Raw genomic sequence first — 18731 nt, 5'->3', positions numbered from 1 at the left:
TACGGCGGGCTTGAACCATGGTCAAACACCCGCATGCCGCGTTGCATCGTGCGGGGGCCACCGTGCACTGTCAACAGCCATGCGGAATACGATGCTTCGCGCCGTCGGCCTACACGTGCCACCCGGAATCCCGCCCGGGCGGGGCCCCGGCACCCCCCGGCCGAGCCGGTGGCCTGCGGCGTTCTCCGCCCGGCCGGGCCGCCCCCGCCGCGCGGGCCCGCGTACCGAGTCCTCGCGGGCATGCCGCCCCGGCATGCCTCACCGCCGACCGGGCATGACCGGCACACCGGACACGGTCAGTTGTTCACCCGACGGGCCCTTACAGGTACAGCCGCACGCGGTTACCGTCCGGTCATGACCCCCACCCTCGCGCAGCTCCGCTACCTCGTCGCCGTCGCCGACTGCCGGTCCATCACCGGGGCCGCCGCCTCCGTGTTCGTCGCCCAGTCCGCGCTGTCGCGGGCCGTGCAGGCGATGGAGCGCGATCTCGGCGTCGAGCTCCTGGCCCGCCGGGGAAGGGGGGTGGACCTCACGCCGGAGGGGGCCCGGGTCGTCCGGCTGGCCCGGACCGTGCTCAACGCGGTGGAGGCCATCGACGACATCGGGACCCCGCACGGCGGGGACGCCCGGGCGGTCCTGACGCTGGTCACCACCCCCACCCTCGCCCTCGACCTGGCCACCGACCTGATCGCGGGCTTCACCGGACGGCACCCGGCCGTCGACGTCCGGCTCCGGCAGCACGGCAGCAGGGAGGACCTGGTCGAGGAGGTGACCCAGGGGCGCGCGGAGCTGGCCCTGGTGGACCTGCCCGTCGACAAGGAGCTCTCCACCCACTTCATCCAGGAGCGGGAGGTGGTGCTGATATCGCCCCTGGGCTCCCGGCTGCCCCACCCGATGCCCCTGCGCATGCTCGACGGGCTGCCGATGGTGCTGCCCACTCCGGGGACCGGCCGGCGCACCGAGATGGAGGCCATGTTCAGCTGTCTCGGGGTGCGGCCCCTGCCGACCCTGGAGGTCGACGAGCGGCTCGCCTGGGTGACGGGGGTGACGGACGGCCGGGGCTCCCTCATCTGGTACCGGGACGTCGTGCCGAGGGCCTTCGGGAGCCGGGCCGAGATCCGCTCCTTCACGCCGCCGCTGCTGCGCCCGGTGGGCATCGCCCACGCCCGGCGGCCGCTCAGCCGGGCGGCCCGCGCGTTCATCGCACAGGCCGGGCACAAGGCGCCGGTCCGGGAGCCGGTGCGCTGACCGGACATGCCCCCGCGGCATTGAACGATGCTCGAACGGGAGGGGGCCGGGTCTGGCACGCCGACCGATGTCCCCTCACATTGTGCGCATGTCCCGACTCCTGACACCTCCATGGGCCGCGGCCCTCGCGACCGCGGTCCTCGCCGCGATCCTGCCCGTACTCGCCTGGACGGCCACCGCCACCGCCTCTGCCGCGTCCACCGCCGGCTCCGTCCCCCCGGCGGCCGCCGCCGCAGCGTCGGCGCCCGAGAAGAAGTGCACCCTCCCCGGCGGCCTCGCCGAACTCAGCGGCCTGGCCATGAGCCGCCGGCATCCCGGGGTCTTCTACGCCATCAACGACAGCGGCAACACCCCTCAGGTCTTCGCCGTCGACTGCAACAGCGCCACCGGCCGGCTGCTGGCCACCTTCACCGTCGCCGGTGTCGGCAACACCGACTGGGAAGGCCTGGCGCTCGGCACGGACCCGGCCGGCGGCCCGGCGATCCTGGTCGGCGACATCGGGGACAACCTCAGCGGGCGCGCGGAGATCACCGTGCACCGGTTCGCCGAGCCCGATCAGCTCACCGATGCCACGGTCACACCCGTGACGTACCGCTTCTCCTACGCCGACGGCAGGCACGACGCCGAGTCCCTGCTCGCCGATCCCGTGACCGGCCGCCTCTCCATCGCCAGCAAGCTCGTCGGAGCCGCCGGCCGGCTGTACCAGGCGCCGCTGCCACCGGTGACCGGCCAGGTCAACACCCTCACCGCGGTCCGGCCCGGCCCGGTGTTCGCCACCGACGGCGCCTTCTCGCCGACGGGAGCCTCGTACACCCTGCGCAGCGGTGGGCCGCTGGGCGCCAACACCGCCTCGGTGTACGACACGGCCGGGGCCAAGCTCGCGGACGTCGCCCTCCCGGCCCAGTCGCAGGGGGAGACGGTGACGTACGCCGACTGCGCAAACCTGCTCGTCGGTTCGGAGAACGACACGCAGATCTGGCGGGTCCCGCTGCCACCGGAGGCCACCCCGGGCTGCGGCACCACGCCCACGCCGACCCCGACCCCCACGCCCACGCCGACCCCGACCCCCACGCCCACGCCGACCCCGACCCCCACGCCCACGCCCACCCCGACCCCCACGCCCACCCCGACCCCCACTCCCGGCGGGCTGAAGTTCACCGACCCCGGCCCGCAGACGTGCAAGTTCAACCAGTCCTGCACCGTCCAGCTCGCCACCACCGGGGCGAAGCCCCCGGTCCGGTACGCCGCCACGGGTCTGCCCTGGGGCCTGACCCTCGACAGCGCCTCCGGCCGGATCGGCGGCAAGCCCTGGGGCAGCGGGGCCTTCCAGGTCACCGCCACCGCGAGCGATGCCACCGGAGCCACCGCGGGAGCCGCCTTCACCCTGACCGTCAACTGGTTCTGACGACAGCGCCGCGCGGGGACGGGACTTGTCCAACCCGTGCCCCAGGCCGCACTGTTGACCGAGTTCCGTCCATCAGGTCAGGAGAACCGGCTTGTCGTCCCACATCTCACCCGCCCCGCAGGGCCCCCGCGCCCCGCACGTCATCGACCCCGCCGGCGGCTGCCCGCACGCCCTCAACGCCCGGCTGCGCGCCGAGCACGGTGCGGTGGCGGAGGTCGTGCTCCCCGGCGGAGTCCCCGGGGCGGTCGTCCTGGGGCACGACGCGCTGAAGGAGTTCCTCGCCCACCCCGAAGTGGCCAAGGGCGCCCGGCACTTCCCGGCCCTGCACGACGGCACCATCCCCGCCGACTGGCCGCTGCGCGTCTTCTCCAACGCCCTGGGCATGCACACCGCGGACGGCGCCGACCACCGCCGCCTGCGCGCGCTCGTCGGCAAGGCCTTCACCGTCCGCCAGGTGGAACGGCTCCGGCCGCGCGTCGAGGAGCTCACCGCCGGACTCCTCGACGACCTCGGACGGGCAGCGGCCGCGTCCCCCGACGGGACCGCCGACCTGTACGAGCACTTCGCCCTCCCGCTCCCGATGAACGTCATCTGCGAGCTGCTCGGCGTGGACCCCGAGCACCGGGGCCGGCTGCACCATCTGACCAACAAGGTCGTCATCGCCACCGACCTCACCCCGGCCGAGAAGATGGCCTCCCTGCAGGAACTCATGGCCCTCACCTCGACGATCGCGGCCGCCCGCGCCGCGGAACCCGGCGAGGACCTCACCAGTGCGCTGATCGCCGCCCGCGCGGACGACGGAGACCGGCTCACCGAGCTCGAACTCATCGGCACCATGCGGCTGATGCTCGTCGCGGGCCACGAGACCACCCTCAACCTCATAGTCAACGCGGTCCGGGCCCTGTGCGCCCACCGCGACCAGCTCGCGCAGGTCCTGGAGGGCAAGGCCACCTGGTCGGACGTGGTGGACGAGACCCTGCGCTGGGACACCCCGGTCAGCTGGTTCCCCTTCCGCTACCCCACCCGCGACCTGACCGTCGACGGGACCGTCATCCGGCAGGGCACCCCGGTGCTCGCCGGGTACAGCGCGGCGGGCCGCGACGAGTCGTTCCACGGCCCGGACGCCGACCGCTTCGACATCACCCGCGCCACTGCCGCCCGCAGCCTCGCCTTCGGCCACGGCGCCCACTACTGCACCGGCGCCCCGCTCGCCCGGCTGGAGGCCACGATCGCCCTGGAGCGGCTCTTCACCCGCTTCCCCGACCTCGACCTCGCGGTCCCGGACGCCGAGCTCCCGTACCAGAACAGCTTCATCAGCAACAACGTCCGGTTCCTGCCCGTCCGCCTCGCCCGCCCCGCCTGACCGGGGACAAGGAGGGTCAGGGCAGGGCCCTGACGCGTACGTCCACCGCGTGCCAGCCCGTCGCCCCGTCCGGCACGGTCCCGGTGCGGACCCCCGTCTGGACCGCGCCCGTGCCGTCCGTGGCGCGGACCTCCAGGGTGTGCTGTCCGGGAGTCGCCTCCCACGGCCACACCCACTGCCGCCAGGTGTCCACGCCGTCCGCCGCCCCGAGCCGTGCCTCCTGCCAGGGGCCGCCGTCCACCCGTACCTGCACCCGGGCGATCCCGCGGTGCTGGGCCCACGCCACCCCGGCGACGGCCACCCGGCCCGGCGCCAGGTCGGCGTACGGGCGCGGGGTGTCGATCCGCGACTGCGTCTTGACCGTCGCCTGCTGGGCCCAGGACCTGCGCACCCAGTACGCGTCGTAGGCGGCGAAGGTGGTCAGCCGCAGCTCGGCGATCCACTTGCAGGCGGAGACGTACCCGTACAGGCCCGGTACGACCATCCGGACCGGGAAACCGTGGGCGAAGGGCAGGGGCTGCCCGTTCATGCCGACGGCCAGCAGTGCCGCCCGGCCGTCCATGACGGTCTCGACCGGCGTGCCGATCGTCATGCCGTCCACCGAGCGTGCCACCAGCTGGTCGGCGGGCCCGCCCTCGGACGGGGGCCGCACCCCCGCCTCGCGCAGCAGGTCCCCGAGGCGTACACCGAGCCAGCGGGCGTTGCCCGCGTACGGGCCGCCGACCTCGTTGGAGACACAGGTGAGGGTGATGTCGTGCTCGACCACCGGGCGGGCGAGGAGCCGGCGCAGATCCAGCGTCATGGGCCGGGTCACCCCCTCCCCGTGGATGCGCAGCCGCCAGGTGTCGGCGTCCACGCGCGGCACGACCAGGGCGGTGTCCACCCGGTAGAAGTCCGCGTCCGGGGTGAGGAAGGGGCCGAGCCCGGGCACCCGCAGGTCCGCCCCGGCGGGCACCGGCGGCGCCGGCAGGGTGGGCCGGGGGAGGACGAAGCGGGCCCGGGAGGCGGTGGCGTCGGCGCTGCCGTGCGCACCCAGACGCCGTGCCCCGAGGCCGACACCCGCCGACGCCGCCAGGACGGCGACCACCAGGCGGCCGAAGCCACGCCGGTCCATCGGCCCGGCCCCGCCCTGCGAGGCGCCGGCGCCGGCCGGGCGGCTCCGCCTTGCGGCCGTGACCAGGAGGTACAGCACCCCGGCCGAGACCAGTGCGCCCACCAGCGAGGGCAGTGCGTCCTGCCACGATCCCTCCGGCCGGCTGAGCGCGGCCAGCGCCCCCACCAGCCCGAACCCGCTCGTGACGGCGATCGCGGCGGGGAGGTGGCGTACGGCGAGCAGCCCGGTGCCGACCGCGACCGCGGCCAGGACGGCGAGGATGCCGAGGCCCAGCACCAGCTTGTCGGAAGTACCGAACAGCCGGATGGCCCATTCCCGGACGGCGACCGGCGTCAGGTCGACCACGGCTCCGCCGACGGCCGTGACCGGAGAGGCCTCGGGCCGGCCCGCGGCCGCGGCCAGCTGCGCGGACGCCAGTCCGGCGACGGCCGCGACGATCCCGCTGACGGCGCCCGTCGCACGGCTCGTCCGCACGGACCGGCTCGGGTCTGACTCCACAGGGCCAGTGTCCCGCGCCCGGTCACTCCCGTGCCGCCGCCGTGCCGCACCGCCGCCGCCGGCGCCGACGCGGACGCCCTGGTACGGCCGACGACGACCGGCATCGTCGCCGCCTTCGGGGTCTTCATGCCGGTGCTCGCGGTGCCGCTCGGCACCGCGCTGGGCGGCCCGCTGGTGGTCGGGCTCGGAGCCAGGCGGACCCTGCTGGTCTCGGCCGCCTCGGTCGCCGTCCTCGGCGTGGCGGCCGCCGGAGCCGCCCGGGCGGGGCGGAACAGCGGCCGGTGAATCCGCGCCGCCGGCCCGCCCGGGGTCCGGGCCCGCCGGTGGCGCGGATCAGCGGGCGTCAGGCCGCCGGGGGCAGGGCTGCCGCGATCTGTGCGGCCAGGCGGTACGGGTCGCCGCTCGGCCGGTCCGGGTGCCGCGTGGTCCGTCCGGCCCACTCGGCCTCGACGGCGTGCCAGTCGATCTCCCGCGGCGCGGCCTTCTTCACCAGCGCCTCGTCCAGCGAAGCGAAGTAGCGCGCCCAGCGGGGCGCGTACAGCTCCGAGATCAGGCCGCTCCACTCGCGGTTCGCGTAGTCGTGCAGGAAACCGCCCTCGCTGGTGCTGCGGCGGCCCCACACGCTCAGCAGCGAGCGGGCGTCGTACTCGTACCGGTCCTGTTCGGCCCGGTCCGCGCCCCGGGAGCGTGCGGAGGTGAGCCAGGTGCCGAGGAGGAAGGCCGGGTCGGACCCGGTGACCGCGTCCAGCATCCGCTCGCCGTCCTGCCACTCGGCCGTCAGGGCCCGGAAGCGGGTCAGGTCCTTGGCCTCGTAGGCCGCCCTGATCTGCGGCAGCAGTACCCGCGAGTGGTTGGCGAGGGCCTGCCGGGCCGTGTCCACCAGGTCGAAGCGGTAGGCGCTGGAGCCGCGCAGCGCCGGATCAACCTTCAGCAGGTGGTCCAGGGCCCTGCGCACCGAACCGGCGGGGTAGCGCATGGACCGGGGGCTCCAGTAGGCCGCTCCCGCCGCGGTCAGGCTCGGCCGGGCGGTGAACAGGCTGTCCTGCGACTCCGACCACAGCCCCGAGGAGGTGCTGTACGGCCCCTTGCGCAGCTCCTCCCAGGCGGCGGCCGCGGCGGCGTCCGGACGGCCGTAGCGGCGGGACGCGAAGTCGGCGAACCACGTGCGCTGGTCGATCGGCCCGCGCTCCCAGGCCAGATCGGTGAAGAGGTCGAAGGCGGCCGGATTGGTCCCGGTGGCCTCCGGCAGGTAGGCGATCCCGGCGAGCGCGCTGTTCGCCTTGTCCCGCCAGGGGCCGAACCGTTCGATCCACACGGAGCTGTTCGCGCCGACCGTGGTGTGCCCGCCGAAGTTGTAGATGGTGCCCATGGCGTACGGGGCCCCGCCCCAACGGGCCTCGCGGTCCAGCCGGTTGTACCGGTCGGAGAGGCCGTCCAGGATCAGCAGCTTCGAGGTGTCCACCCCGGCCAGCAGCTCCGGGGTGGGGTCGTCCTGCCAGCCCAGCACCGCCCAGAGCGCGCCCGGGTGCGCGGCATGCAGCGCGTTCTGGATGGCGCCCGCGGCGGCTCCGACGTCGACGGAGCCGGTCTGCCCGCCCTCGTGCAGCGGGCTCATCCGGTACATCGTGCTGTCCCCGAACACCTCGCGCTGCTCGGCGTAGTACGCGGCGGCCAGCCTCCGGAAGACGGGCGAGGAGGGGTCCAGCCAGTCCGGGCGGTCGAAGCCCGCCCAGTCGCCCTGCGCCACCGTGGCCGAGCCCGGGTTGCGGGCGGCGAAGGCGGGCGGCACGGTGCCGAAGTAGCCGGGCAGCACCGGGGTCATGCCGAGCCCGCGCAACTGCTCGGCGATCCGCCCGCCCAGCTCGGCGCGCTCGCGCAGCAGCCGCTCGGTGACCGGGCCGCCGAATCCGCTCAGGTTCTGCAGCAGCCACCAGCTCTGGTGGCCGGGGCCGGGGATCCACTCCCGCAGCTCCTCGGGGGAGTAGCCGAACCCCTGGAGCGCCCGGTAGTACGGATACTCGGCGCCGACCTGCACGAACACCTCGTTGATGCCGTGCAGGGCGAGCAGGTCGATCTGCCGCTGGTGCTCCTCGAAGGAGCGGTACGGGCCCGAGTACCCGTCGTCGGTGTCGTTCAGCGCGTACCGGTGCGGGACCTGCGCGCCGCGCGTGACCGGTGCGGGTACCGCGGGCAGCCGGGCGGGCAGCATGCCGATGCTGTCGCCGGGCCAGCCGATGTCGACCCCGGCGACGTGCTGGAGGTACCAGCCGACCCCGGTGAGCAGGGTGCCTCCGGTGCTGCCGCGCACGGTGATCGCGCCGGCGGTGCCGGACACGGTGAAGGTGTCGGCGCCGGCGGTCGTGTCGGGCACCAGGGTGAACTGCCCCCAGTGGCGCGGGAGCAGCCGCCGCAGGGCGTCCCGCGCGGGCGCGGCGTCGAAGGTGCGGGCCCTGCCCGCGCTCCGGGCGGCACCCGGGTGCGCGTCGGTTCGTACGCCGGCACGTGCGGGCGGCCCCGCGCCCGGGGCGGTGGCCCCGGGCGCGGGCCCCGCGCAGATCAGTGCCAGCAGCGCCGCGGGAAGAGCGGCGAGGGCGAGCGGGCGGCGGCTCGTGGCGCCGCGCCCGCCGCGATGCGTCGGGTTCCTCATCCGTTCGTCGCCCGGGCCGTCAGACCGGCAGGGCCCAGGCCTGGTCGACCCGGTGGTCACCGCAGTCGGCCAGGCGCAGCCGCTCGGCCGGGGTCGCGGCCGCGGGCGCCGTCAGGCACATCCCGCTGACGTCCTCGACGAGGGTTCCGTCGCGGCGCTGCGTCCAGCTCTGGCCGGGCTGGTCCTGCGGCCGGTCCGCGCAGTCGGCCAACTCCACGACGCGGTCGTCGCCGACCGACAGGCATTCGCCGGCCAGCCGCAGGCTCGCGTCCTTGCGCACGGTCCAGCGCTGGTCGGGGGCCCCGGTGCAGGCGGCCATCACCACGGCGCCGACGCCGGTGGTGTTGGCGCCGTCGGCGCACCGGGCACCGTCGCCGACGATCTGCCCGGTCGGTACGGCCTCGGCGCAGCCGCGCGGGCTGAGCCGCCAGACCCCGGTGTCGTGCCCGGCCACCTTGCCGGTCAGCGTCTCGGAGACATCGCGGCTCGCGCCGCTCCACAGGTCCTGGGCGCCGGCCGTGCAGTCGGTCAGGCCGATCTCGTCGAGCGGCACGCTGATGTCACGGGTGGCCGCCGAGCGGTTGAGCACCGCCACCGCGCGGTCGCCGTTCGCGAGGGGCCGTACCAGGATCTCGAAGGTGGCGTTCGAGGAGACCACGGAGCCCTGACGGCCCATCGGGTCCTGGTCGAGCTGGATCATCCGGGTGTTGCCGAGGGCCGTGAGGCCGGCCGGGGTCAGCTTCGAGACGTCGGACGACAGGATGAAGGGGGACGCCATCATGGCCCACAGGGCGACCTGGCTGCGGCTCTCGGCGGCCGTGAGCCCCGGGGCGCCCGCGATCAGGAAGTCGGGGTCGTTCCAGTTGCCGGGGCCCGCGTACCGGCCGAGCCAGCGGTTGTACCCGTAGTTGCCCATGACCGCGCTCCACCGCGAGGTCGCGGGAGCGGCCGGGTTGTAGACCTTGATGTCCTTGCCCTCGCGCCACAGCTGGCCGGTCTCGCCGACCCAGCCGAGGACCTTGTGCCAGTCCGAGCCGCCCCATTCGCCCTGCTGGAAGTAGGCGGGCGCGGAGGCCGAGAGGACCATGTCCCGGCCGCTCTCCCGCAGGGCCTTCGCGACGGCGTTGTAGGCGTCGCGGTAGGCCTCCTCCTTGGTCGCACCCTCCGGGACCCAGAGGTTGCAGCCGTCCATCTTGACGTAGTCCACCTTCCAGGAGGCGAACTGCCGGGCGTCCTGCGCGTAGTGGTCCGCGCCGCCGCCCTGGGGGGAGCCACTGCCCGGGTACTTCTCGCAGGTGAGGGCGCCCGCGTCCTCGTAGATGCCGAACTTCAGGCCCTTGGCGTGCAGGTACTCGCCGAGCCAGGCCATGCCGTGCGGGAACTTCGCCGTGTCGACGACCAGACTGCCCTGCGCGTCGCGGCTCTTGGTCATCCAGCAGTCGTCGACGGTCACCGTGTCGTAGCCCTTGGCGGCGAGCCCGGTGGACACGAGCGCGTCGGCGTTGGCCACCACCTTGGCCTCGTCGATGTCGCACATGTAGTGCGCCCAGTTGTTCCAGCCCATGGGTGGGGTGAGCGCGAGCGGGGTGTCCGAGGTCGCCCGGGGCTCGGCCGCCACCGGGGCGGGGGAGAGCGCGAGGGTGAACAGGGCGGCCGCGGTCAGGCAGGGGAGCGTCGCACGCAGGCGAGGCGGCACGGAGTCTCCTTGACGTGGGGGCAGTCGTGCGCCCAGTGCACCGAGGTGATTACCCACTGTCAACACAAGTCACTGATTGTCGGCCGATGACCAGCAATATGGCTGCAATCGATGTCACACGAAAGTGAAGATACGTCGTATGTTACGGTGTATCTCATGCCGAGAAGATCAGCCGCCCTGGACCGTGCGACCCCGGAGGCCATCGCCGTCGCCGCCCTGCGGATCCTCGACGAGCAGGGGCCCGGGCACCTGAGCTTCCGCGCCCTCGCCGACCGGCTGGAGGTCTCGCACGCCACCGTCCAGCGCCGGTGCACCGACCTCGCCGGCCTGCTCGACCTGTGCACCGAGCACCTCGCCGGGCAGCTCCCCGAGGTCCCGGCCGGCACGGACTGGGCGCAGGCCGCCGAGCAGCGCTTCCGCGCGCTGTACCTGCTGCTCACCGCCCACCCCGGACTGCTGGCGCTGCGCGGCGGCCGGCCCTGGCTCGGGCGGCAGCTGCTGGCCCGGCTCGTGGAGCCCTCGCTCGCCGACAGCGTGGCCGCCGGGATGACACCCGCCGAGGCGATGACCGTCTACCGCCGCATGTACCTGCTCACCCTGGGCAGCGCGGCCTTCGTCGACCACCGCGACCCGGCCGCGGCCACCGCCGCCTCACGGGCGGCCCTGGCCGCGCTGGATCCGGCGGAGTTCCCCGTACTCTCCGGCGGACTGCCCGACGTCCTGCCCGCCCTGACGGACCACGAGGTCTACTACGGGGCCCTGCGCCAGCTGATCGAGTCCGCCCGGCCCGCCGCACCCGCCCGGCCCGCCGCACCCGCCCGGGCCGGCCGGTTCACCACCCGCACCTGATGGGGAGACAGCCCATGCCCGCAGCACCGGCCCAGCGGCTCGACCACGCCGCCGTCCGCGCCGCCGCCGACCGGATCGCCGGCGGGGTACGCCCCGTCGCGGTGGCGCCCGCGGCCGAAGCGGGAGTCTGGTACGCACTGGAGTACCTCCAGCACACCGGCTCCTTCAAGGCGCGCGGCGCCCGCAACTTCCTCGCGGCCCACCACGAGGCCGGCACCGTCCCGGCCGCCGGTGTCACCATCGCCTCCGGCGGCAACGCCGGGCTCGCCTGCGCCTGGGCGGCCCGCGCGCTGTCCGTGCCCGCGACCGTCTTCCTGCCCGCCAACGCCCCGCGGGTGAAGGTGGAACGGCTGCGCGGGTACGGGGCCGAGGTGCGGCTCGTCGGCGACCGGTACGCCCAGGCGCTGGCCGCCTGCCAGGAGTTCGCCGCCGAGAGCGGGGCACTGAGCAGCCACGCCTACGACCACCCGCTCATCGCGGCGGGCGCCGGAACCCTGCTGGAGGAGATCCGGGCCGCCCTGCCCGGGCTGGACACGGTGGTCGTCGCGGTCGGCGGCGGCGGACTGTTCGCCGGGGTCGCCACGGCCGCGCGCGAGCACGGCGTACGGGTGGTCGCGGTCGAGCCGGAGAACTGCCGGGCCCTGAACGCGGCCCTCGCGGCGGGCCGGGTCGTGGACGTGGCCGTGGAATCGGTCGCCGCCGACTCCCTGGGGGCCACCCGGGTCTCGGCGGACGCGCTGGCCGCCGCGCAGGAGGAGAACGTGACCTCGGTCCTCGTCTCCGACACCGAGATCACGGCCGCCCGGCGCGCGCTCTGGGAGGAGCACCGGATCGTGGTCGAGGCGGGCGCGGCCACCGCGGCTGCGGCACTGCGCGCCGCGCCGCGGCCGCCGGGCGACCGGGTCGCCGTCATCCTCTGCGGGGCCAACACGGACCCCCGGGACCTGGTGGCCCCCGGTACCTGAGCCGCGTACGGCCCGAGGACTCAGGGGGACCGGCCTCGCGCACGCGGGCCGACCGGTGTGAGGACTCCGGGCAGCGGGGGCGTCAGTCGTTCTCGTCCGCGCCCTCGCGGACGAGGACGACCGTGCCCGCGGAGTACTGCACGACCTGCTGGCTCACCGACCCCAGCAGCGCGCCCTTGAAGCCCCCGTACCCGCGGGTGCCGACCACCATCAGGTCCGCCTCCTTCGAGGCGTCGACCAGGACCTGCGCCGGGGAGCCCTGTTCGACGCGCCGGAACACCGGCACCCCGGGCGAGGTGCCGACGGCCGCGGCGACCGTGTCCGCCAGCTTCCGGCGGGCCGCCTCCTCGGCCGTCACCGCCTCCGCGTCGACGGTCTCGGCGGCCGTCGGGCCGATGGCGAACGGATTGCGGTTCCACTCCCAGGCCATGACGGCGTGCACCCGGGCGCCCGTCATCGCGGCCTGGGCGACCGCCCAGCGCAGCGCCTCCTTGGAATGGTTCGACCCGTCCACGCCGACGACGATCAGCGGCTCGATGGTCTGCTCACTCACCATGGGTTCCTCTCGCTTCGCCGGACAGTCGCTCTCCTCCCTGTATACACGGCAGCGCGGGTCCGACCTCGAACGACGATCGTTGCGACGGGCGACGACTTTCGAGGACAGCCCGCGGGCCCCGCCCCTTGCGAGGGTGTGAGCGTCCAGGCGACCGACGCCGGACGCGAACGACATGGAGGAACGGGCGTGGCGCAGCGCAAGGGCTGTCTGATCGGGTGCGCGGTGGCGCTGGTGGTCGGCGTGGGCCTCCTCGTGGCCGTCGTCTTCGGCCTGGGGAAGATCCTCGACATAGCCGACAAGACCCTGGTCGACCCCGCGGTCTACGAAGCCGTGAAGACCGGGGACGCCGAGAGCGAGGTCCGCGGCAAGCTCCCGTCGGGCGACACCTTCGTCAAGGTCGCCCTCAAGGAGGGCGGGCCGGTCGAGCCGGAGGGCAGCTCCTGCTCCTGGTACATGTCCAGCGGCGCGGCCGAGAACGGCCAGGAGACCGTGTTCCGCTTCTGCTTCAAGGACGGCAAGCTCGCCGAGAAGACCCGGTACCCGATGAAGTGACCGGACGGGCCGCCGGCGTCGGGTCAGGTGCCCGCGTCGGCGCCCATCGGCGTCGGCGCGAGGCCCGCCTCGTTGCGGATGTCCCGGGGCGCCCGCCCCTCCGACCGGCGCACCGCCCGGCGCAGCGCGCGCATGTCGCTGTAGCCGACCTGGGCCGCGACCGAGCGGAGCGGCAGATCGGTCGCGCGCAGAAGCTCCATGGTGTGCTCCTGGCGCACCGCCTCGACCTCCTCGCGCCAGGTCGTGCCGAGCTCGCCCAGCCTCCGCTGGAGGGTGCGCGGGCTCATCGCCAACCGCTGTGCCACGTGCTCCAGATTCACGCTGTCCTCCCGGAAGGCGGAGTCGAGGACCATCCGGAAGCGGTCCTGCCAGAGCGGGGCCGGCTCCGCCTCCGGCGCCGGCCCGTCCTCCGGCGGCGACTGGACGCCCGTCGTCTTCGCCACGCTCGTGGACGGCACACCCTGCTGCTACATCGGCATGCGCTGCGCACCCAAGGCGGACGCCGGCTGAACGGCCGTCCCGGGGGCGGACCCGCCCGCCCCGTGCCGCTCCAGGACCGCCGGACCGCCTGACGTCAGCCCAGGGTCAGGCAGAACGGGTGTCCGGCCGGGTCGGTGAGGACCCGCCACCTGTCGCCGCCCGGCTGGTGATCCGGCTTGCCCGCGCCCAGCTCCACCAGCACGGCCTCGGCCTCGTCGAGGTCGTCCACCGCGAAGTCGAGGTGCGACTGCTGGGGCGGGAACCGGTCCGGCCACTGCGGAGCCCGGTAGTCGTCCACCCGCTGGAAGCCGAGGAACAGTCCGTCCTCGCGGGTGACTCCGGCGAAGTCGCTGTCCGACCCCGGGTGCGGCTCGAAGCCGGTGGCCCGGGCGTAGAAGACGGCCAGGGCCTGGGGATCGGCGCAGTCGAGCGTGATCGCGGCGAGCTTCATCCGAAGGGGCACGGCGACTTCTCACTTCCCCTTGAGCAGTTGGTCGACCCGGGGCACGGACAGGCCTATCAGTCCCGACACTTCCCTGAGGGTGCGCCCCTGCCGCAGCTCGCCCACGGCGGCGGTGCGGATGGCCTTGACCGCCTTCGCCACATCGGGCAGCAGCTGATCGGTGAACAGCCGTGCGGCCCGTTCCCGTGCGACCGGCGTCTCGATCCCGGCGAGGAGCGCACGGACCGCGCTCACGTATTCGGCGGTCAAGACGCGCAGGTCAGCGAACACTTGCTGGTCGGACGGGGTCGTGTCGGTCATGGGGACAGCGTACGCAGTCGTGGTAGGAATTTAAGATGACCTTCCTTGTCGCCGCGTGTCGCGCCGCGTGGGTGGAGCAGTCAAGTGTGCGGCCGTGAACGGGGGTTCTGGTTGCCGTACGGCGGCGAGGCGGTCAAGTGCCCTGGAAGGGCGCGCTGTTGCGAGCAGTGGGCCGGGGTCGACCGTCCGCCCGCAGTCATCACACACCAGGAGCGCCAGCATGATCCTCGAACTCGCCGTGATCTACACGACCCGGCTCGACGCCTGCCGCGACTTCTACCGGGGCCTCGGCCTCGACCTCGTGCGCGAGCGGCACGGCAGCGGGCCGGAGCACTACGCGGCGACGCTCGCCGACGGCGGTGTCCTGGAGCTCTACCCCGCCGCGCGCCGCCCGGAGACCGGGTACCTGCGCCTCGGGCTCACCGCCCCGCCGAACGGCGCCGGGTTCCTGCCGCCGGGCCGGCACACGCTGACCGACCCGGACGGCCGCACGGTCGTCCTCACCGTCGCGGAGACCGGCTCGGACCAGGTCCGGCCGCGGCCGCACCCCGGCGAGCAGGCCGCCCGGCCGGCCGTCACCCCCTCCCGCGGGGCGAACGGCGCCCCCGTCCCTCCCGAGGGCCGCACGGGCGTCACGTACGCGGAGATAGCCGGGCACTACGGCATGAGCGCCCGCTACCTGTCGGAGAATCCCCGATGGGGACGGCACCCCGGGTGGCCGGCCGCCATCGGCAAGCGCGGCAGGACCATCGAGTTCGACCCGGAGGCTATCGCCCGGTTCTTCGGCGAGCACCACACCCGGGAAGCCACGCCGCTCGAACCGACCCGCCGGTACACCGTCGTCGAGATCGCCGAGGCGTCCGGCCTGCAGCCCGACAGCATCCGCTCGGACATCAGCCGCGGCCGGTGGCCCGCTCCGGACGAGATGGACGGCGACCGGAAGCTGTGGCGGGGCGAGACGGTCACCACGCACCTGGCCGGCCGCCGTATCTACCGCAACAAGCCCAAGTGACTCCGAGGGAGCCGGGTAAAGCGGTTTCGCGCAGTGCGGGTAAAGCGCATTAGTGCGGACCGGCCCGAACCGTCGACTTGACGTCAGATGTGACGCTCAGGCGGCTTCGTTATCGAATCGATACCATCCCCGACCGTCTTTGTACTAAAGCGCATTAGGCCAGTTCGGAGTGGTGGCGAGCGATGCCTCCGAGGTGTGTTCCGGACGGTCGTGCCATTCGGCACCAATGCGTCACCGGCCAGCCGTCTTCCGGCCTCATTGACGAGGTCTTGCTTTCGGACGACCGTGGGCACCGCCTCCGGCGACGAGGCCGGACTTCTGCAAAGGCGGCGACGATGACCCGTTCGAACCCGACCCGTATTGCCGTTGCCCTGCTGGCGACGGGAACCCTCATGTCGAGCGCCGCGTGCGGCCTGAGCGGCGGCGGCGCCGACGCGAAGGAGGCGCAGCGGACGGGCCGGGTGGCCGGGGAGATCACCTTCCGGACCCTCCAGCTGAAGCCCACCTTCACCGCCTACGTACAGGGGGTCATCGACGCCTTCGAGAAGCGGTACCCCGACGTCGAGGTCAAGTGGGAGGACGTCCCCGGCGACGGCTACAACGAGAAGCTCGTCGCGGACGCCCAGGCCGGAGCCTTACCCGACGTGGTCAACCTCTCCACCGACTCCTTCCAGCTCCTCGGCGACCGCGGCATGCTCGCCGACGTGGCCGGCCTCGACGGCGGGGCGGCCAAGGAGTACGTGCCGGGCGCCTGGGAGCAGTTCAAACTGCCCGGCAAGGGCGACAGCGTGTACGCGTACCCCTGGTACGTGACCCCGGAGATTCTCACCTACAACAGAGAGCTCTTCGAGAAGGCCGGCCTGGATCCGGCCGCGCCGCCGACCGGCGTGGAGCAGTTCTTCGACTACGCCGAGCGGATCGCCGCCTCGTCCGGCGGCCGGTACTCCGCCTTCATGGCCGACCCCAAGGGCCGGCTGCCCGGGGACTGGCAGAAGATGGGCATCCCGATCCTCAGCGAGAAGCGGGACCGGTTCACCTTCGACACGGACAAGGCCGTCCGGTGGGTGGAGCGGATGAAGGACCTGTACGCCAAGGGCGCCATGCCCAAGGAGTCCCTGCTCAAGTCGGACGACATCAACCAGCTCTACGGCGGCGGCAAGATCGTCTTCGGTCCGGGCTCCCCGGGCTTCGTCAAGGACATCAAGCAGAACGCCCCGCAGATCTACGCCAAGACCCAGGTCGCCGGGGCCGTCACCGGCGAGCTCGGCCACATCGGCATCTACGCCCAGTCGCTCGGCATCAAGAAGGACACCGCACACCCGGACGCGGCCCTCGAGTTCGCCAAGTGGGTCACCAACGGCCCGAACCAGGTGGAGTTCTCCCGCAAGGCCACCATCTACCCGTCCAACGCCCAGGGCCTCGCCGACCCGTTCTTCTCCGACAAGGGTGACGGCAAGGACGCGGAGACCCTCGCCCGCGCGGTCGGCGCCGACCAGCTGAAGACCGCCGCGCTCGACGCCAACACCCCCGTCCAGTGGACCAACCAGGTCGGTGACGCCGTCGTACGCGAGATGCAGAAGGCCATCAAGGGCGAACAGGACCCCCGGACAGCCGTGCGGAAGGCCCAGGAAGAGGCGAACAAGCTCCTCGCCGCCGCGGCCGCGAAGTGACCGGCGCCGCCGGCGCCGCCGGCGAGTCCCGGGTCCGGGGCGGCGGCACGGCACGCGAACGGCGTCGCGGAACGGCGCGGCGGCGGCGCGCCCTGCGGGCCATGGAGGCGGAGACCGGGCTGCCCCACCGCGCGTGGTGGACCCCCTACCTGTTCCTCGCGCCCGGCCTGGTGATGGTGACGCTGTTCAGCCTCTGGCCGTTCGTCAACACCGTCGTCCTCTCCCTCACCGACGCCCAGATCCTGCGCGGCGGCAGCTTCGTCGGCCTCGACAACTACCGGCGGGCCTTCGCCGACCCCGACTTCTGGGTCGCGACCGGCAACAGCGTGCTCTACCTCGTGGTCGTCGTCCCCTGCCTGGTCCTCCTGCCGCTGGCCCTCGCGGTCCTCGTCCAGGCGAAGATCCCCGGCATCGGCTTCTTCCGCTCCGCCTTCTACACCCCGGTGATCGCCTCCGCCGTGGTCGTCGGGCTGATGTGGCAGTGGGTGCTGCGCAGCGACGGCCTCGTCAACACCGTCTTCCGGCGGCTGCACCTCGTGTCCGAGCCGGTCCCGTTCCTGACGGACTCCGCGATGCTGCTCGTCTCCGCGATGATCGTGACCGTGTGGAAGGGCCTCGGCTACTACATGGTCTTCTACCTGGCGGCCCTCGGGAACGTCCCCGCCACCCTCCACGAAGCGGCCTCGATCGACGGCGCGGGCCCCGTCCGCCGCTTCTTCAGCATCACCGTGCCCCAGGTGAAGCCGATGATGCTGCTCGTCGGCACCCTCTCCGCCATCTCGGCGCTCCGCGTGTTCACCGAGATCTACATACTCGGCGGCGAGAGCGGCGGCCCCGGCGGCGGCGCCCGCACCCTGCCCTTCCTGATCCGCCAGGTCGGCCTCGGCTTCTCCGGCGAGACCGGCTACGCCTCCGCCATCTCCATCCTGCTGTTCCTCCTGACCCTGGTCTTCAGCCTGCTGGGCCGCCGTCTGTCGAAGGGGGACGAGCGATGAGCGGCACGCCGTCCCCCGCCCGGAGCACCGCCGCCGCCCGCAGGCGCCGCCGGATCGGCCTGGCCGGGCGGTACGCCACGCTGGTGCTGATGCTCGTGGTCATGCTGGGCCCGATCGTCTGGCAGTTCCTGACCTCGATACGCGGCCGCACCGAGAACGTGTACGACGGCGTGCTGCCCGCGCGGCCCACCCTCGACAACTACGTCCGGGTCGCCGAGTCCTTCCCGCTGGCGCGGTACGCCGGCAACACCCTCACCGTCGCCGTCCTCGCGATCACCTCGAACATGCTCTTCGCGTCGATGGGCGGCTACGCCCTCTCCCGGGCCGCCTGGAAGGGCCGCCAGGTCGTCTTCACCGTGCTGGTGGCCACCCTGATGTTCCCCTTCGAGTCCGTGATGATCTCGATGTTCCTCACCGTCCGCGAGATGGGCCTGGTCGACACCCTCATCGGCGTCTGGCTCCCCGGCGCGGTCTCCGTCCTCAACATCATGGTCATGCGGGCGGCCTTCCTCGCCGTGCCCAGGGAGGTCGAGGAGGCCGCGGTCCTGGACGGGGCGGGCGAATGGACCCGCTTCACCCGGGTCTTCCTCCCCGCCGCCAAGGGCGCCCTCGCCGTCGTCTGCATCACCAGCTTCATGGGCGCGTGGGACGACTTCCTGTGGCCCCTGCTGGTCCTCACGAACAGCGACAACTACACCCTCCAGCTCGGCCTCAAGACCCTGGCCGGCGCCACCACCGTCAACGACCAGCGCCTCGTCGCCGCCGGCGCGATGGCGGCGCTCCTCCCGATGATGCTCCTCTTCTTCGCCCTCCAGCGTTTCTTCTTCAAGGGCGTGGGCGAGGGAGCCGTCAAGACCTGAGCCGGCCCGCGTGCCCTGCGTACCGATACGCCCGTGCCGTTACGTCCGTACCGACCAC

At 73.4% G+C, this 18731-nt stretch carries 18 protein-coding genes; 11 read left to right on the top strand and 7 right to left on the bottom strand.

Features of this window, described 5'->3' with window-relative positions; translation table 11 throughout:
* Positions 1-354 precede the first annotated feature (354 nt).
* The 3 genes from Sspor_RS09615 to Sspor_RS09605 all read left to right on the top strand — a co-directional run bounded on the left by Sspor_RS09615 (position 355) and on the right by Sspor_RS09605 (position 4016).
* Entirely contained in the window at positions 355-1248 is an 894-nt protein-coding gene (locus Sspor_RS09615; protein WP_202198664.1) for a LysR family transcriptional regulator, read from the top strand.
* Between the two features lie 88 nt (positions 1249-1336).
* Complete coding sequence (locus tag Sspor_RS40465; protein WP_237403782.1) at positions 1337-2653, top strand: Ig domain-containing protein; 1317 nt, start codon at positions 1337-1339, stop codon at positions 2651-2653.
* 91 nt (positions 2654-2744) lie between these two features.
* Positions 2745-4016, top strand: coding sequence for a cytochrome P450 family protein (locus Sspor_RS09605; RefSeq protein ID WP_237403781.1), 1272 nt, complete (start codon positions 2745-2747; stop codon positions 4014-4016).
* 16 nt (positions 4017-4032) lie between these two features.
* Here Sspor_RS09605 and Sspor_RS09600 read toward each other — a convergent pair whose 3' ends face one another.
* Positions 4033-5628, bottom strand: a complete 1596-nt coding sequence (locus tag Sspor_RS09600; RefSeq protein ID WP_237403780.1) for a molybdopterin-dependent oxidoreductase — start codon at positions 5626-5628, stop codon at positions 4033-4035.
* Between the two features lie 30 nt (positions 5629-5658).
* Between Sspor_RS09600 and Sspor_RS09595 the strand changes: the two genes are divergently transcribed.
* Complete coding sequence (locus Sspor_RS09595) at positions 5659-5913, top strand: hypothetical protein (RefSeq protein WP_202198663.1); 255 nt, start codon at positions 5659-5661, stop codon at positions 5911-5913.
* Positions 5914-5971: 58 nt separating this feature from the next.
* Here the strand turns inward: Sspor_RS09595 and Sspor_RS09590 are convergent, their stop codons facing one another.
* Positions 5972-8275, bottom strand: coding sequence for an alpha-N-acetylglucosaminidase (locus tag Sspor_RS09590; protein ID WP_202198662.1), 2304 nt, complete (start codon positions 8273-8275; stop codon positions 5972-5974).
* A 19-nt stretch (positions 8276-8294) separates the two neighbouring features.
* Positions 8295-9971: a ricin-type beta-trefoil lectin domain protein gene (locus tag Sspor_RS09585; RefSeq protein WP_237403779.1), complete on the bottom strand. Its 1677-nt coding sequence runs from the start codon at positions 9969-9971 to the stop codon at positions 8295-8297.
* A gap of 156 nt (positions 9972-10127) precedes the next feature.
* Here Sspor_RS09585 and Sspor_RS09580 point away from each other — a divergent pair, with 156 nt between their 5' ends.
* Both Sspor_RS09580 and Sspor_RS09575 read left to right on the top strand, forming a co-directional pair.
* The gene (locus Sspor_RS09580; protein WP_202198661.1) at positions 10128-10820 is read left to right on the top strand and encodes a TetR/AcrR family transcriptional regulator; all 693 of its coding nucleotides are present in this window, start codon (positions 10128-10130) and stop codon (positions 10818-10820) included.
* 14 nt (positions 10821-10834) lie between these two features.
* Positions 10835-11785 carry a serine/threonine dehydratase gene (locus tag Sspor_RS09575; protein ID WP_202198660.1) on the top strand — a complete coding sequence of 317 codons (951 nt, stop codon included), beginning with the start codon at positions 10835-10837 and terminating at the stop codon, positions 11783-11785.
* A gap of 82 nt (positions 11786-11867) precedes the next feature.
* Here the strand turns inward: Sspor_RS09575 and Sspor_RS09570 are convergent, their stop codons facing one another.
* Complete coding sequence (locus Sspor_RS09570; protein WP_237403778.1) at positions 11868-12338, bottom strand: universal stress protein; 471 nt, start codon at positions 12336-12338, stop codon at positions 11868-11870.
* Positions 12339-12527: 189 nt separating this feature from the next.
* Here Sspor_RS09570 and Sspor_RS09565 point away from each other — a divergent pair, with 189 nt between their 5' ends.
* The gene (locus Sspor_RS09565) at positions 12528-12893 is read left to right on the top strand and encodes a hypothetical protein (protein ID WP_202198658.1); all 366 of its coding nucleotides are present in this window, start codon (positions 12528-12530) and stop codon (positions 12891-12893) included.
* A gap of 23 nt (positions 12894-12916) precedes the next feature.
* On the opposite strand, the gene Sspor_RS09560 is transcribed toward Sspor_RS09565, so the two are convergent.
* The 3 genes from Sspor_RS09560 to Sspor_RS09550 form a co-directional block, all read right to left on the bottom strand.
* Positions 12917-13336: a helix-turn-helix domain-containing protein gene (locus tag Sspor_RS09560; protein WP_202198657.1), complete on the bottom strand. Its 420-nt coding sequence runs from the start codon at positions 13334-13336 to the stop codon at positions 12917-12919.
* Between the two features lie 131 nt (positions 13337-13467).
* Positions 13468-13836, bottom strand: a complete 369-nt coding sequence (locus Sspor_RS09555) for a VOC family protein (RefSeq protein ID WP_202198656.1) — start codon at positions 13834-13836, stop codon at positions 13468-13470.
* 9 nt (positions 13837-13845) lie between these two features.
* Positions 13846-14136 (bottom strand): hypothetical protein, encoded by a 291-nt coding sequence (locus Sspor_RS09550; RefSeq protein WP_202198655.1) that lies wholly within the window; start codon positions 14134-14136, stop codon positions 13846-13848.
* A 220-nt stretch (positions 14137-14356) separates the two neighbouring features.
* Here Sspor_RS09550 and Sspor_RS41325 point away from each other — a divergent pair, with 220 nt between their 5' ends.
* The 4 genes from Sspor_RS41325 to Sspor_RS09530 all read left to right on the top strand — a co-directional run bounded on the left by Sspor_RS41325 (position 14357) and on the right by Sspor_RS09530 (position 18673).
* The gene (locus Sspor_RS41325; protein ID WP_308445534.1) at positions 14357-15148 is read left to right on the top strand and encodes a VOC family protein; all 792 of its coding nucleotides are present in this window, start codon (positions 14357-14359) and stop codon (positions 15146-15148) included.
* 335 nt (positions 15149-15483) lie between these two features.
* Positions 15484-16818 (top strand): ABC transporter substrate-binding protein, encoded by a 1335-nt coding sequence (locus Sspor_RS09540; RefSeq protein ID WP_237403777.1) that lies wholly within the window; start codon positions 15484-15486, stop codon positions 16816-16818.
* Positions 16819-16919: 101 nt separating this feature from the next.
* Entirely contained in the window at positions 16920-17813 is an 894-nt protein-coding gene (locus Sspor_RS09535; RefSeq protein WP_202203571.1) for a carbohydrate ABC transporter permease, read from the top strand.
* Entirely contained in the window at positions 17810-18673 is an 864-nt protein-coding gene (locus Sspor_RS09530) for a carbohydrate ABC transporter permease (RefSeq protein ID WP_202198654.1), read from the top strand. Before Sspor_RS09535 ends, Sspor_RS09530 begins: the two co-directional genes overlap by 4 nt.
* Positions 18674-18731: the final 58 nt, after the last annotated feature.

It is taken from the genome of Streptomyces spororaveus, assembly GCF_016755875.1.
GTDB lineage: Bacteria > Actinomycetota > Actinomycetes > Streptomycetales > Streptomycetaceae > Streptomyces > Streptomyces spororaveus.
The sequence above is the reverse complement of the archived record's forward strand: the minus strand, read 5'-3'. Positions and strand labels throughout refer to the sequence as shown.

Excerpts from the sequence above, each read along its gene's own strand:
- Sspor_RS40465 (WP_237403782.1), top strand. The coding sequence starts at position 1,337 with ATGTCCCGACTCCTGACACCTCCATGGGCCGCGGCCCTCGCGACCGCG.
- Sspor_RS09615 (WP_202198664.1), top strand. The coding sequence starts at position 355 with ATGACCCCCACCCTCGCGCAGCTCCGCTACCTCGTCGCCGTCGCCGAC.
- Sspor_RS41325 (WP_308445534.1), top strand. The coding sequence starts at position 14,357 with ATGATCCTCGAACTCGCCGTGATCTACACGACCCGGCTCGACGCCTGC.
- Sspor_RS09530 (WP_202198654.1), top strand. The coding sequence starts at position 17,810 with ATGAGCGGCACGCCGTCCCCCGCCCGGAGCACCGCCGCCGCCCGCAGG.
- Sspor_RS09550 (WP_202198655.1), bottom strand. The coding sequence starts at position 14,136 with ATGACCGACACGACCCCGTCCGACCAGCAAGTGTTCGCTGACCTGCGC.
- Sspor_RS09580 (WP_202198661.1), top strand. The coding sequence starts at position 10,128 with ATGCCGAGAAGATCAGCCGCCCTGGACCGTGCGACCCCGGAGGCCATC.
- Sspor_RS09590 (WP_202198662.1), bottom strand. The coding sequence starts at position 8,275 with ATGAGGAACCCGACGCATCGCGGCGGGCGCGGCGCCACGAGCCGCCGC.
- Sspor_RS09540 (WP_237403777.1), top strand. The coding sequence starts at position 15,484 with ATGACCCGTTCGAACCCGACCCGTATTGCCGTTGCCCTGCTGGCGACG.
- Sspor_RS09575 (WP_202198660.1), top strand. The coding sequence starts at position 10,835 with ATGCCCGCAGCACCGGCCCAGCGGCTCGACCACGCCGCCGTCCGCGCC.
- Sspor_RS09535 (WP_202203571.1), top strand. The coding sequence starts at position 16,920 with ATGGAGGCGGAGACCGGGCTGCCCCACCGCGCGTGGTGGACCCCCTAC.